This is a genomic window from Alistipes sp. 56_sp_Nov_56_25 (assembly GCF_001915285.1).
GTDB classification, from domain to species: Bacteria; Bacteroidota; Bacteroidia; order Bacteroidales; family Rikenellaceae; genus Alistipes; species Alistipes shahii.
Map to the genome: position 1 here is coordinate 193,026 of NZ_MNQF01000002.1, position 14,995 is coordinate 208,020.

Below are 14,995 nucleotides of genomic sequence, written 5' to 3' on the forward strand. Positions count from 1 at the left end.
GCAGGACGGCGGTTCAGAGGAACCGCGGCATATCTTCGGCCCTGCTTTGGGGTGTGGACTCCAGCGCGCCGGAGATGATCTCCGACGGGATTTCGGCCTTGACGAAGACCGAGACGTCGCTCGTGCTCGAAGTGCTGGTCAGCGTCATCCGTGTTCCGTCTGCGTTGAACGAAACCCGGTATGAGGCGCTTCCCCACGGGGTGTTGTCGCTGTACCGGCCGCTGAGCGTGGGTTTGTCGTAGGAATACGTGCCGTCCAGGTGGACGTATTCGGGCTTGTAGAGCCGCTGGTAGATGTCGAACGAACCGGACTCGCTGAACGAGAGGTAGACGTCGGCGGACTGGAGCGAACTCCACGAAACCAGATGCCAGCTGCCGACGACGTTGCCGTCGCCCTCGGGTTCGGGCGTATCCTTGGACGAATCGCCGCACCCGGTCAGCGCGAACGCCGCGGCGAGGCCGATCAATAACAGTTTGATGTTTTTCATAATGTGCCCTTGTTTTATAACCAACCTCCGTTCTGGGAATGAACCTCACGTGCGATGAAGGCGAATTCCTTCGTGATCGGCATGCCGTTCATTCCGCTGTTGTTGCCGTTTCCGGCGAGCAGCTTGATCCGGACCACCGCCGAACCGGGTTTGGTGCACTTGAGGATGATCTGGTTGGCGAATATGGTCGGGTTCGCCGAAATGCCCAGCCGGTTCATGTCTTCGGCCGAAATGGAGATTTCCGTAATCTTCAGGTCCAGATTTCCGCCGCCGAGGTACGGTTGCAGGTTCAGCGTGTACTGGCTGCCGACGGGAATCGGGATGCAGGTGATGCCGCGGACGTTCATCAGCACCTGGTAGGCGTCGATGTAACCCGTGCCCATTCCCTTTTTGTACTGCGACAGGTCGAGCGTCGCCAGACTGCCCTTGTCTGTGAAATACTGTTTCGTTCCGGTGCAGTATTGGTTGATGTCGTTTACCGATGTCAGCAGCAGCGTCGTGAATTCGTTCTGGGTGAAGGTCTTGCCGAGTTGCAGCGCATAGGAGAGCCCGAGCGCCGCCACGCCCGAAACGTGGGGGCAGGCCATCGACGTGCCCTGCATGTAGCCGTACTTTCCGCCGTTGACGGTCGATAACACCTCGGACGCTCCGGTATTTATGTTTTCCAGATACGACTGGTAGGCGTCGCCGCCGGGAGCCGCAATGTTGCAGCCGGGACCGTAGTTGGTGTAGTAGGCCGGGGTGTAGTCGCACGACATGGCCGTTACGGAGATGTAGTCGCGGTAAGCGCCGGGATAGCCCGATATGCCGGTCAAGTCGTTGCCGGCGGCGAATATGGCCAGTCCTCCCTCGATGGCCGCGCAGTTCTGTTTGGCGATGAAGTAGTCGATGGCCTGCTTCTCGGCGCTGGCGCCGCTGGAATAGGCCGCGTCGGAGGTTACCGAGCCGGCAGGGTAGCCGTAGCTGCACTGGATGATCGCCGCGCCGTTGTCGGCGGCGTATTTGATGGCCTTGGCCGACGTGGCCACGTCGCCGCCGTCTTTGTCGTGGAAAATCTGACAGGACATGATCTTCACGCCGTCGTTTTTGCCCGAGCCGCCTGCGATGCCTGCGACGCCCGTGCCGTTGTTGTTCACGGCTGCGACCGTTCCTGCCACGTGCGTGCCGTGGTCCGGTGCATCGCCTTTGGTGCTGATGGTCAGCGTCGTATTGTCGACGAAGTTGAACCCGTGTATGTCGTCGGCATAGCCGTTCGAGTCGTCGTCACGGCCTTCCGAGCCGTTCAGCTCGGCGGTGTTGGTCCACATGTTGGCGGCCAGGTCGGGATGGTCCCACTGCACGCAGTTGTCCACGACCGCGACGATAACGCGCGGGTCGCCCGTGCAGAGCTTCCAAGCCTCGTCGCAGTTGACATCGGCTCCCGCCTTGATCTTCGAATAGATCGACTTGTCGCCGGTGTTGATGTAGTGCCATTGTTTGCCCAGGTGGGGATCGTTGAACCCGACGGCCGCACGGGTCTGCGGCGCAGCGCCGGTTTCGGCCAGCGGGATGACCCGGCCTTCGTGCACGTGCATCAGCTGCTGGTTGAATTCCACCTTGCTCACTTCGGCGATCCGGGCCATGTCGAGGGCCGCCTTGTCGAGATCGGCGGCGGCGTCGAACTCCACAACGTACCAGCGGTGCAGACCGGCGGCGCGCGTGCGCTCCTCGTTCCGTTCGTCTACCGGGAACAGACGCTGTAACGCCTTTACCCCGATGCTGCCGAGCACGGCGTCGAAATCAGCGATGCCCGAACGGGTGGCGACGCCGCCCGAACGCGTAACCTGCATGACCGACGATTCGATGCCCGCTACGGCCTCTTCGCCGAAGCAGACCAGCAGTTCGCCCCTGACGGCGTTCTCCGACGAGAATACGAGTTTGGAGGCCGCTTTCGCTTCCGGTTCGGGACCCGTCGCCTGCTCCGTCGCATCCTTGGTGCACGACCCCAGGGCGAGCGCCGCAGACAGGAGCAGCAGGCTCCATAAAGTTGTTGTCCTTGTCATAATCTTATAATCCTAATATTAGTGCATGTCGTGACCGGTGTTTCGTTTCATTGGACCACAGAACCCGACACGGTCGCTCGGACTGTGTCGGGTCGTGTGGAACAATATGCGTCGGTTATTTCAAAACCGGAAGGTTTTCGCGGATTTTGAAATCGGCGCGGCGGCCGATCTGTTTCGGCAGCGGCTCGCATTTCGCCGTCTTCACGCTTAACGTGCGGACGCCGTGGTTCGTGTTGTCGCTGTTCCTGACGAATGTGGCGTTCATCTGGAGACCGCGGCTGTCGAGCGACTTCCCGATATGGGCCGGAACACGGACGCTGCTGAACGGGATCTTCGTGCGGACGCCCTGAACTTTGGCTGCGGATGCTGCGGATGTCGTTCCGCTCTGCTTCGTGATGGTCGTTCCGTCGGCATAGTATGCTGCCAAGGCTCCGACGATCTTGTTGACGGTGAAATCAGCAACGGGAACCTCGACGTCGGTCGTCAGCGCTGAAACTTGTTTCGACGCCGGATCGATCGTCAATACGATCGGATCGCTGCCTTCGCTCTCTTCGGTTGCGAACGAGAAGATACCGTAACCGCGGGTCTGGTCCGGGGTGAGCGCCTCCGTGAATTTGCCGAGCAGGTTGCCGTTGTCCTCCCGGCCGAGCTGCACGCCGCTCATCGTGAGCGTCGACTTGGCCGAGTCATAGGTTGCGTACCATTGGGTGCCGTCCTCTACGGCGAAATCCTTCACGAAAAATTCGGTGTTGCTTCCGACGGTAGGTATTACCTCGAATACATTTTCGAACGTGTCTTCAGCGCTGGCCGCGTAGGACATGCCGTATTTCCCGATGATCAACTCTCCGGTATAGGGCGGTATGTCCGTCACGAACGGTTCGCACACGATCAGTTTTTTCTTGCCGTAGTTGTTCGTTGCTTCGACAACCAGCGTATAGGATGCGCCCGGTGTCAGATTGATCATTATGTCCCAATGCTTTCCGGTCGTTGCAAGTTCTTCCATCGCATCGGCATTGAGTTCTTTACCGTATTTATCGACTACATCCTGCAGGGTCAGGCCTCCGGTTTGAATCTCGATATTGTCGATTATGGAAGTTTTGTTGAAGTAGGTTTTGATCTTCTTCATCTCCGTGCCGGTGATCTCGTACACGGCCGATGAGTAATCGGGATACTTCGATACATATGCTGCGGCATCGGGATAGGCGCTGACTTTATAGAGCGAGCCGGCGATGTCGTTGGGAACCGAGGTCCCTCCTATGCCCGGGAAGTAGAACGATGCTGCGGAAGCTTCGCCGGAAACCGGTTTTTGCGCTTTGTCAAGGGGCAGGGCGACTACGGTATAGGTTCCGGGTCCAGGCAGTACGGCTTCGGCGGAGACTTTCTCGCCGCCTACGGTGAAGTCCTGCAACTCGTTGATGTTCTCGGCTGATCCGTCGGCGATCGCTGCGACAAGCGTAGCGGTTTCGGCCTCGGTCAATTCATTTTCGACGAGAACATAGCGGATGTTCGTAACGTCGGTGCCGTAGGTGAAGTCGATGACGGCGCTCGCCGTCTCTCCGTCGGCGCTGACCTTCATGCCGGCGTATGCGGCGGAGAGTGCATAGTCGGTCACTTCGGCGCCGGGCAGGAGGATACGGAACAATCCGGACTTATTGGCTTTGAGGTTGCCGGCGCTGCAAACGAACGCGAGGGCCTCCTGGGGGAACGTGATCACGCCGTTTACCAGCGTACCTTCCCCGCCCGTGAACATAGCGATTTCATAATCGCCATAAGCCGGGTCTCCGTCGGTAATACCCGTGAACTGACGCGGCATGACCACTTTCGTCGGGTCGCTGCAATCGATGGTGATGTTGACCGGAGTATAGGTCAGTTTGACCTGCGACTCGATCTCTTCCTGCGAACCTTTGAAGAATTCGGTCAGGAACGGCCAGCCGTACATCTCTTCGATCATGTAGATGCCCTTCTTCGATTTGTGCTCGTGGATCGTGACCTCGATTTCGGGATTTCCGCCGTTAAACATGCTGCAAAGATAGTCGTCGCGGAATTTGCCGGTTCCCAGTTTCACCCAGGGCCAGGGGGCGACGATGATGTCGAGCGAACGGTTGCCGTAGGGCGTCGTGTTGTCCTCGTCGTTGATCAGGAACGAAAGGGGGTATTCCTTGCCGTCTTCGAGTTTGGTGCGGTCGAAGGTGATCAGCAGTTCGGAAGTCTCCTTGCCGGCTGCGAACGATACCGACGACGGAATGGTGAACAGACCCGACTCGTCGCTGGCGAGAATCGCTACGGTCAGCGCCTCGTCCTTGGCGATGCGTTTTACCGGGATGGCGATGGAGGAGACGTCGTCGCTGATGCTATGCTGGGTGGTCACATTCTCGGGGAAGTAGACCTGTGCGCCGTCGACCTCGGGACCTGCTTTGAAGTCATCGTCGCTGCAGGCCGTGAACAGCCCCGCGACGATGGCGACAGTCGCCAGAAAGAATATTTTTATACTTTTCATAAATAGCGATGTTTTTTATTTAACAGACTTGACCGTTTGGGTCGGGTTGGGGTTGTTCTTGCCCGCAAGCGCCTTATTCTGCTGTACGGCGTTCAGCGGGAACACGCAGTTCCACCAGGGGGCGCGTCCGTCCGTGGAAAGCTGGGCCATCGGGGGAGCGTTCGTGCCGGTGTCGCCGTTGTGCATGCCGATGTTCAGACGCTTCAGGTCGTAGAAGATGACGCCCTCGCCCCAGAACTCGATCCGCTTCTGGAAAATGATCTCGTCGATCAGGTCGTTGGCCGCCGGAACCGTATAGGCCGGATCGCGGTTGGCCATGAACGACTGCAACAGCGACTTGCCGGTGGTGGCGTCGTAGTGCGCCGTAGCCTCGGCCTCGATCAGGTACATCTCCTCGACACGCATCATCGGGATGCTCGTCACGTTACCCGTGGAATAGTTTCGTTTTTCGCCGTTGGCCGCGTGGAACTTAAACGATGCGTAGGGGGCTATCGTTGCGAACTCCTCCTCGGTCAGGGTCGTATAGGGTGCGATGGCGTCGAACGAGCGGTCGGCTCCGACAAAGCTCTTTTTGCGGAAGTCGCCCGACGAAATGCGGTTGTAGCTGAATACCGAGATACCCGGCTGCGCTCCGTAGCCGTAACCCCAGATAGACTCGGTCGCCATGTGGGCCGACCACGACAGCAGGTTGTTGAGCACGGTGTCGGTGGTCTGGATCATGGCCCACATCCACGACGAATTGACCGTGTTGAACCCGGTCTTCGGGTCGAGCCACTGGCTTTCGGTCATAATCGTGCAGCCCGAAGCGTCGATGGCCTTGCGGGCGTATTCGGCGGCCAGACGGTAAGCGGCGTCGCCGGTCGGAACTTCCGCATACGATTCGGTGAATCCGCCCAGCCAGAGGTAGGCGCGGGCCTTGAGTCCGTAGATCACGGCCAGCGAGGGCAGGTTTTTCGTTGCCGGCGTATAGTTGGCCAGCAGGGTCTCGGCGGTGTTGAGGTCCTCGAAGATGAACTTGAACATCTCCTCACGCGATACGCGCGGGTTGTTCTCCAGTTCCTCCATGCTCGTATCTTCCCGGACGATGGGAACGGTCAGCCCCTTGACGGCTTCCAGCTCGGTCTCGTAGGCGGGACGTTCGGGAGCCTTGGCCGGCAGCGCGTCGTAGAGACGGGCCAGGTCGAGGTAGCAGAGCGCGCGGAAAGTCTTGGCGATGCCCATCATCTCCTCTGCGCCTTCGCTCTGGTTTGCGATGTCGATGGCCTCATTGGCCGTGAAGATGAACTTGTAATAGTTGGTGTAGAAGAACGGGGACATCTTGCCGTTCGCTGCCAATCCGGTCGAGTTGCCCGGATAGAGCCATGCCTGCCAGCGGTCGTAGTACTGGTTGCCGCCCGGCAGGTTGCCGCTGACGGGGAACACCTCGCCGACCATGCGGTCGGTGGCGCCGAAGATGCCCGGGTAGCCGAAGTCGATGTGCTCGCCGAGGTCTATATAGTTGGTGATGAGCACCGTCGGCATCGCAGTGATAAGACCCTCCTTTGCGAACGGAGATTCGGCAGTCTGATCGCTGGTGGCGTATCCGCTTTCGGGGAAGGTCTCCTTGATACAGCCCGAAAGAAGCACGGATGAACCGAGAAGCAGCGCCGTTGTTTTCAGTATGTTGTTCATTTTCATAATATTCGTCGTTTAACAAATTAGAACGTTACGGTTACACCGCCCGAGAAGGTGCGAATCGGGGCGTAGTAGTACGGGTTCGTGATTCCGTTGATGGACTGACGCGGGTCGAGACCCTGACGCTTGGACCAGTACCATACATTGTCGCAGGCGAGGTAGATACGCAGATTCTCGACGAGGAACTTGCGCGTGATACGCTTGGGCAGCGTATATCCGAGCGTGATGTTCTGGATGTTCAGGTACGATGCGCTGGTGAGGAAACGGTCCGAGACGGCTGCCTGATTCGAGTCGTTGTAAGCAAAACGCGGAATGTTCGAACCGGAGTTCTCGGGAGTCCACGAATTGAGCAGGTCGTGGTGGTAGTTGTTTCCGGTCGACGTTCCTGCCGGGGAGTTCATGTAGAACCTGTAGCCCTGGTCGAGAACCTGTCCGCCGAGCTGGTAGGTGAAGCCGATCGAGAAATCGACGCCGTAGAAGCGCAGCGACGTGCCGAAACCGCCGTAAACGTCCGGCAGGGCGTCTCCGTGCATTTCGCGGCCCTCCTGCGAGGCCACCGAGTAATCGGAGGTCTTGATGCGCTCCTTGTTGCCGGCATCATCGGTCTTGTAGGTGTACCACAGCGATTTTCCGGTCTCGGGGTCTACTCCCGCGTAGGTCGGAACGTAGAACGAGAAGACGGATTCCCCTTCGGTGAGGAATTTGGTGTCCTGCCAGCGGCCCACGTGTTTGCCGTCGGCCGTCGTGTTGTTTTTGAACTGCTCCGGCAGGTGGGTCACCTTGTTCTTGTAGTGGGTCATGTTGAGCGAGAAGTCCCACACGAGGTTTTTGGTCCGGATCAGGTCTGCGTTCAGTTCGATTTCGAGACCGCGGTTGACCATGTCGCCGATGTTGGTGAAAATGGTCGTGTAACCCGACTCGATCGGAGTGGCCAGCTCGAACAGCATGTCGGTGGTCTTGCGGTTGAAGACATCGATGCTACCCGACAGACGGTTGTCCCAGAGGCCGAACTCTACGCCGACATTGAGGTTGGCGTTGGTCTCCCAGGTGATGTCGGGGTTGCCTTTCTGGTAGAGTACGCTCGTAACGCCGTCGCCGCTGCTCAGGATCTCGCGGTAGTCGGTATAGCGGTAGTAGGATTCCGCTTTCGATCCGAGGTTGTCGTTACCCTGCGAACCGTACGATGCTTTGACCTTCAGCATGTTGACCCACGAAGCGTTGAACCAGCTCTCGCGGTTGATGATCCAGGCTGCGCCGAGCGACCAGAAGTTGCCCCAGCGGTGGTCGGGGTGGAAGCGCGACGATGCGTCGCGGCGGTACGATCCCGAGAAATAGATGCGGTTGTCGTAGTCGTACTGTCCGCGGAAGAAGTAGCCCTCGTTGTTGTACTCCAGAACCGACGAACCCGACCGCGACGAGTCGACGACGGCGCCGCTGAGTTCGGTGTTGTCCGGCGAGAACATCATGGTCTTCGAGCCGTACAGACCGTAGGATTTGCGGTTGTACATTTCATGGCCGAAGAGCAGGTCGAGGTTGTGGACGTCGGCGAAGGTGTTGGTGTAGGTCAGGAACTGCTGCATGTTGTAGGCGATCTCCCGACTGTGGCTCTTGAAAACGGCGCCGCCCGATTCGGCGAACTGTCCGTAGTAGGGGTTCGACACCTGCGTACCGCGGGTTTCGTCGAGCGACACGCTTCCGTTGAGGGTCAGTTTCAGGCCCTTGTACAGGGAGAAATCGGCAAAACCGTTGGCCATGAAGGCATTGCCCTCGTTGATGTATTTGTTGAGCTGAATGTCCTGCAGGTCGTTGCTCTTGCCGCCGTTGGTGCGCAGTGCGCCGCCGTTGCGGCCGTCGCCGGTATCGTACATCTTGAATCCGTACTCGTCGATCATAATGTTGCCGTTGCCGTCGCGCATGTAGACCGGATAGATCGGCGCCATGCGGATCGCCGTGGCGAATGCGTTTCCGCCGTCGGCGTTGCCTTCGCCCTGACCGTCGCCGTCGTCGTTGGTTTGGTTGCCGTTGTTCCAGACGAAATGGGTGTAGGACATGTTACCGCCGACTTTCAGCCACTTTTTGGCCTGGTAGTCCGCGCGCAGACGGGCGGTGTAGCGCTCGTTGCTCGAACCGTCGACGATACCCGTGTTGTCCAGATAGCCGAGCGATGCGAAGAAATTGGCGCGGTCCGTTGCGCCGGAAACGCTGACGTTGTACTCCTGACGGAACGACGACGATTTGTAGATTTCGTCGAGCCAGTTGTCGGGTTGCAGGTAGAACTGCTGGCCCTTGGCGTCGGTTACCAGGCGGCCCTGCTTCGCACGCGGATTGAGACGGCCGTTTTCGCCGATGAGGTTCTGGCCGTCGGGCACGGTGAAGACGTTGTAACCCAGACCGCCGGGATCGTTCGACGTCAGCAGCTTGTTGGCGGCGATGTTGGCGGCCAGGGGAGTGTACTTCTGGTCGAGCGTGTAATAGTTGTACAGCGACTTGTAGTGCATCTCGTAGTATTCGCCCGCATCCTCCACGATGTCGTAGGTCTGCAATGCACGGGTGTTGATGCCCCACTTGCCGTCGAAAGTCACGGTGGCCTCGCCGGCCTTCGCACGCTTGGTCGTGACCATGATTACGCCGTTCGCGCCGCGGGAGCCGTACAGGGCGTTCGACGCGGCGTCCTTGAGGACGCTGATCGACTCGATGTCGGCAGCGTTGATGTTGTTGATGTCACCTTCGTAGGGCACGCCGTCTACAACCCAGAGCGGGTCGTTTTTGGCATTCATCGAACCGTAGCCGCGCACGTAAATCTTCTGACCGGAACCCGGACGGCCCGAGGCGGAGGAGAACTGCACGCCGGCGATTTTGCCGACGAGGGCATCCCCGACGTTCGAAGACTGCGTTTTTATCAGATCGTCGGATTTGATCACCTTCGCCGCTCCGGTGAAGGCGTCTTTCTTGGCTGTACCGAAGGCCACTACGATCACGTCGTCGATGGCCTGTGTGTCTTCTTTGAGCGAGATGTTGATTCGGGTCTTGCCTCCGATGGCCACCTTCTGTGTTTCATAGCCGATGAAGGATACGACCAGCGATCCGTTTCCGGGAGCCGTGATGGTGAAGCTACCGTCTCCGTTTGAGGTCGTGCCGACATGCGAGCCGTCGACCATAACCGTTGCTCCGGCGACCGGTTTCCCGTCGGGACCGGTGACTGTTCCGGAAATTTGCTTACTCTGGGCCAGCGAGAGTAATATTCCCCCCCCCAATAAAGCAATTAACGATAGTAGAATTTTTCTTACCATAAGCGTTAATCTAATAGTTTTTTTTAAAAAAAAAAGTTCACAAGCAAAGGTATGAAATTGCTAACTCGTTTACAAATAAATTATTAAAATAATTTACCAGTATAACATATGTGTAGAAGATTGGTCGATAACGGTTACGATTTTGAAAATATCATCTCAAGGGGATTACAAATTGTAATCCCCTTTTCGGGTGTTTTCGGGTGTTTTGAGCGAATGTGTTAGCTGCGTGAACTTCTGCGTATATGTGAATCGGTCCTCAAAGGCGCTCCCGGACTTTTTCCAGGTCGGTATCGCGGTACAGCGTATCGAGGCGTTTCGAGAGCCGCTCCATGTCACCGTCGAGTTTCGAGTGGGTGATGGTCGCATAAATCTGCGTAGTCCGTATGTTCTTATGTCCCAGCAGCTTGCTGATCGTTTCGATCGCCATTCCCTGCGAAAGCGTGATCGTCGTGGCGAAGGTGTGCCGGGCCGAATGGAACGTGATGTGCCGGGGAATGCCCGCCAGAGACATAATGCGTTCGAGGCAGATGTTGCACCAGCCGTTGCTCGGCAGGCGGAATATCCGCGCATTCCGCTGCATCGGTTTGTATTTCTGCAGAATGGTGTACGGTATCGCGAAGATGCGCACGTTGACCGCAGATCCTGTTTTGCGGCGGGTGGTGCTGATCCACAGCTGTTTGCCGTCCTGCTGGATATGCTGCGGGGTCAGCGTGCAGAGGTCGATGTAGGAGAGTCCCGTGAAGCAACTGAACAAAAATGCATCGCGTACCAACTGTAAGGTCATGTCGTCGAGGTCCAGACGGATCAGCTTGCGGATTTCGGTCATGGACAGGTAGTTTCGCGCGACGAATTCGCTGCGCAGTTTGTAATTCGCGAAGAGGTCCTTGGCCATGTGGCCCCGGCTGCGGGCCAGCATGAGGATGTGCTTGAACGCGATCATGTAGATCCACGTCGTGTTTTTCTTGTGTCCGCACTCCTGTGCGATGTAGTGGTGAAACCCCGTCAGGAACTCTTTGTCGAGTTCTTTGAACAGCAAATCCTTGCGGTTGAATATGTCGTTGACGTAGTTTTCGAGATGCTTGTAAACACACCTATATTTATAGTAGGTCGTTTTGCTGCGGCTGATGCCCACCATCCGGCTGAACTCCTCGTTGTGATGCCTGAAGAAGGCCAGCAGCGTTTCGTTGCGCTGGTCGTTGCCGAAATACATCTCCTTGACCATTTTCGGAGTGACCAGGGCATGCTCGTAAAACAGCGTGTTGTAACATCTTTCGATGCGGAAACGAATCTGCGAGAGTTGTTCGTTGACATGTGAGGCAACCGCGCTGCGCCCTGCCGCCCGTCCCATACTCACATCCCAGAGATTCGGATTCACGGATAGTTGCGTGGACAGCTGCGTTCGCTGTCCGTTGATCGTAATGCGTCCCATGATCGGCGTGTTTCCATTGCGTAAAGGCGCATTCTTCTTGATGTAAAACAGTACTTTGAACGTGTTTCTCATTCCCTTCCTAACCTTTTTTAAACAATAAACAAACCGCGATAAAGGTAATGATAAAGTTACTGCCAAACGGTATATCAATTGGACCAAATAGCTTATACGGCACGGTTTAACCCTTCTTGTCCGGTAACTATCTGGTAACACAACCCGGACGCACGGAGATGTCGTCCGTATATCTTACACGCTTAATACCAAACTATTAGGCATTTCTCGGAAAATGCGTTCCGGAACGCTGTAATTATCCTATATCCAGCAGTTTATTATCCGGAATCCGGGGCGATTGTTTTTTATTTTAAAATTTTATTAAAATTAACGCTTATGGTAAGAAAAATTCTACTATCGTTAATTGCCGTTTTGGGGCTTTGTGTATATGGATTCGCCCAAAACCGGCAGGTTTCCGGTAAAGTTGCCGATGCGGAGGGTAAGCCTGTCGCGGGCGCAACCGTTATGGTCGACGGCACGTCGACCGGTACGACCACGGGCACGGATGGTAAATTCACCATCGCCGCACCCGCCGACGCTACGCTGGCGGTTTCGTTCATCGGTTACGAGACCCGGAAAGTGGCTGTTGCCGGAAAGACGCATGTCGAAGTCGTGATGCACGAAGATGCGCAGGCCATCGAGAATGTCGTGGTGACCGCTTTCGGCACGACGACGAAAAAAGACCTTACGGGATCAATCGCCACCATCCGCGGCGAGGAGCTTGCGAAGCGTCAGGTTTCGACCGTTTCGAAAATGCTCGAAGGAGCGGTTCCCGGCGTGCAGCTGACTACGGCCACCAACCAGCCCGGTACGGACGCTGCGATCTACGTCCGCGGCGTCGGTTCGCTCAATGCGGGCACCGGCGCGCTGATCGTGCTCGACGGCTCGCCCTATCAGGGCAGCCTGTCCGACATCAACCCGGCCGACATCGAGTCGATCTCCGTGTCGAAGGACGCCACGGCCAACTCGCTCTACGGTTCGCGCGCCGCGAACGGCGTGGTTTTCATCACGACCAAGCGCGGCAGCCTGGACAATCCCACGATCAGCGTCGACACGCGATTCGGTATCAACACCCGCGCTGTCCCCGAGTATGACATCATCACCGATCCGGGCGAATACCTCGAGGCGCAGTGGCGCACGATGCGCGACACGAAGTGGGCGTCAAGCCCCGAAGAGGGAGGCGGCGATCTGGCTGCCGCGGCGCTCTATGCCTCGCAGGAGGTGCTGGGTGCACACGGAAATTACAACCCCTACAAATATTCGTCGACCTACCTGATCGACCCTGCGACCGGCAAACTCGACCCGTCGGCCCGGCGCATGTACAGCGAGCGCCTGCAGGACGAACTCTTCAAGACCGGATTCCGCAACGAAACGAACGTTTCGGTCAGCGGCGGGAACGAGAAGTCCGATTATTTCATCTCGCTGGGTTACCTCAAGGACGAATCCTATGTGATCGAATCGGATTTCGAGCGTTACAGCGCCCGTGTGAACGTCAACACCAAGCTCCGCAAGTGGATCAAGGTGGGCGCCAACCTCTCCTATGCCCACACGGTGCAGAACAACATTCTGGAGGGCAGCAGCCTTGCTTCGTCGGCGTTCGCCACGGCGCGTTCGTGGGAGCCGGTTTTTCCGGTCTACGCCCGCGATGCCGAGGGGAAAATCAAGTATGACGAAAACGGCGACAAGGTCTACGACCTGGGTACGGGGCAGACCGACGGCACGACGACCCGTCCCGGAACCTCGGGCCAGAACATCATCGCCACGCTGAAGATGGACACGCGCGACATCAAACGCAACAACTTGCAGGGCCGCGCTTACGGGGAGATCTATTTCCTGCGCGACTTCACCTTCACCTCGAGCATGTCGCTGGGCTATCGCGCCTCCGACGAACTGCTGTTCTATAACCCCACGATCGGCGCCGGACGCGGTTCCAAGGGCCGGATCAACAAAAAGTCTACGGACGTTTACGATCTGAACCTGATCCAGATGCTCAATTACAAAAAATCCGTCGGACGCCACAATATCAATGCGCTGATCGGACATGAGTACAACAGCTGGGTGCGCGATTACGCCGAGGTCGAGAAGACGAACATTTACGATCCCAAGAATCCGCAGCTGAACAACGCCGGCGAGATGGGGTCGATCAACGGCTATCAGGACGTGCTGCGCATTCAGGGTTTCTTCGGCAAACTGGAGTACAACTACGACAACCGTTATTATTTCTCGGGCGGTATCCGCCGCGACGGAACCTCGCGTTTCAAATACAATCCCTGGGGCACGTTCTGGTCCGTCGGCGCTTCGTGGCGCATCGGAGCCGAGAAGTTCATGGAGAGTACGCACAGCTGGCTTTCGGAGCTGAAACTCCGCGCCACGTACGGTACGCAGGGTAACGAGGACCTGGCCAACTACTATCCCTATACCGACCAGTATACGGTTACCATTTCCGAAGGCAAGCTGGGTACGGAGATCTATTACTACGGCAATCCCGATCTGACGTGGGAGAAGCAGAAGACGTTCGATCTGGGTCTGGACGTGGGTCTGCTGAACGACCGCATCAACCTGACGATGGACTACTTCATCCGCGTGTCGGACGGTCTGCTCTTCAAGCGTACGAAGGATATTTCGACGGGCCGCGCCTACGACTGGTACAACGTCGGCAAACTGCGCAATTCGGGCTTCGAATTCGACTTGAACGTCAAGCTCATCCAGAAAAAGGACTGGTACTGGGACATGTCGGTCAACGGTTACACCTATGCCAACAAGATGCTCAACCTGCCCGACGAGTACAAAGTCTCGGGCATGCCCAACGGCAACCAGCGCATTTACGAAGGCAAGGACATCTACCGCTGGGAGATGCGGCAGTTCGCAGGTCTGGATGAGAAGGGCAACTCGCTTTGGTACATGGATCAGGATATTCTGGACGACGCCGGCAACGTTGTCGGCGTGGAAAAAGTCACGACCGGCGATGCTACCGAGGCCACGCAGTACCTGCTGGAGAAGAGCGCGCTTCCCGATTTCACGGGCGGCCTGAACACCACGCTGCGTTGGAAGAGCCTCGACCTGACGATTATGACCAACTTCCAGTTCGGCGGCTACGGCTACGATTACGACTTCTCGGCGTTCAGCAGTGCGAATTTCCCGATGAACCGTCTGAAGAACTATGCCGACGCCTGGAATCCGGAGACCGGGAAAGGTTCGGCGCCGATCTGGAACACGAACGACTCGAACATCAACGCTTCGTCGGATCGTTTCCTGATCAGCAAAACCTACTTCAACCTGCGCAACATCACGCTGGGCTACACCTTCCCGGCAAACTGGATGAGCAAGATCGGCATCAAGAGCGTTCGCGTGTACTTCGCCTGCGACAACGTCTTCTTCGCATCGAAGCGCAAGGGCTACGATCCCCGTACGAGCATGGGCGGTCGGGCGCGACGGTCGCTTTGAACAGCGTGGACGGTACGTATTATTCGCCGATCCGCACCACTTCGGTAGGTCTCAATATTAACTTCTAAGCAGCGACATTGA

At 57.3% G+C, this 14,995-nt stretch carries 7 protein-coding genes; 1 reads left to right on the forward strand and 6 read right to left on the reverse strand.

Features of this window, described 5'->3' with window-relative positions:
- Positions 1 to 13: 13 nt before the first annotated feature.
- The 6 genes from BHV64_RS01555 to BHV64_RS01580 all read right to left on the reverse strand — a co-directional run bounded on the left by BHV64_RS01555 (position 14) and on the right by BHV64_RS01580 (position 11,491).
- Positions 14 to 487, reverse strand: a complete 474-nt coding sequence (locus tag BHV64_RS01555; protein ID WP_015547636.1) for a hypothetical protein — start codon at positions 485 to 487, stop codon at positions 14 to 16.
- A 14-nt stretch (positions 488 to 501) separates the two neighbouring features.
- Complete coding sequence (locus tag BHV64_RS01560; RefSeq protein WP_217727641.1) at positions 502 to 2,529, reverse strand: S8 family serine peptidase; 2,028 nt, start codon at positions 2,527 to 2,529, stop codon at positions 502 to 504.
- Positions 2,530 to 2,644: 115 nt separating this feature from the next.
- Entirely contained in the window at positions 2,645 to 5,026 is a 2,382-nt protein-coding gene (locus tag BHV64_RS01565; protein WP_288115510.1) for a hypothetical protein, read from the reverse strand.
- 15 nt (positions 5,027 to 5,041) lie between these two features.
- Positions 5,042 to 6,703, reverse strand: coding sequence for a RagB/SusD family nutrient uptake outer membrane protein (locus tag BHV64_RS01570; RefSeq protein ID WP_229095967.1), 1,662 nt, complete (start codon positions 6,701 to 6,703; stop codon positions 5,042 to 5,044).
- A gap of 20 nt (positions 6,704 to 6,723) precedes the next feature.
- Positions 6,724 to 9,990 carry a SusC/RagA family TonB-linked outer membrane protein gene (locus tag BHV64_RS01575; RefSeq protein WP_288115511.1) on the reverse strand — a complete coding sequence of 1,089 codons (3,267 nt, stop codon included), beginning with the start codon at positions 9,988 to 9,990 and terminating at the stop codon, positions 6,724 to 6,726.
- Positions 9,991 to 10,246: 256 nt separating this feature from the next.
- Entirely contained in the window at positions 10,247 to 11,491 is a 1,245-nt protein-coding gene (locus tag BHV64_RS01580; protein WP_288115512.1) for a site-specific integrase, read from the reverse strand.
- A 315-nt stretch (positions 11,492 to 11,806) separates the two neighbouring features.
- Here BHV64_RS01580 and BHV64_RS01585 point away from each other — a divergent pair, with 315 nt between their 5' ends.
- Positions 11,807 to 14,914 (forward strand): SusC/RagA family TonB-linked outer membrane protein, encoded by a 3,108-nt coding sequence (locus BHV64_RS01585; RefSeq protein WP_288115513.1) that lies wholly within the window; start codon positions 11,807 to 11,809, stop codon positions 14,912 to 14,914.
- Positions 14,915 to 14,995 lie beyond the last annotated feature (81 nt).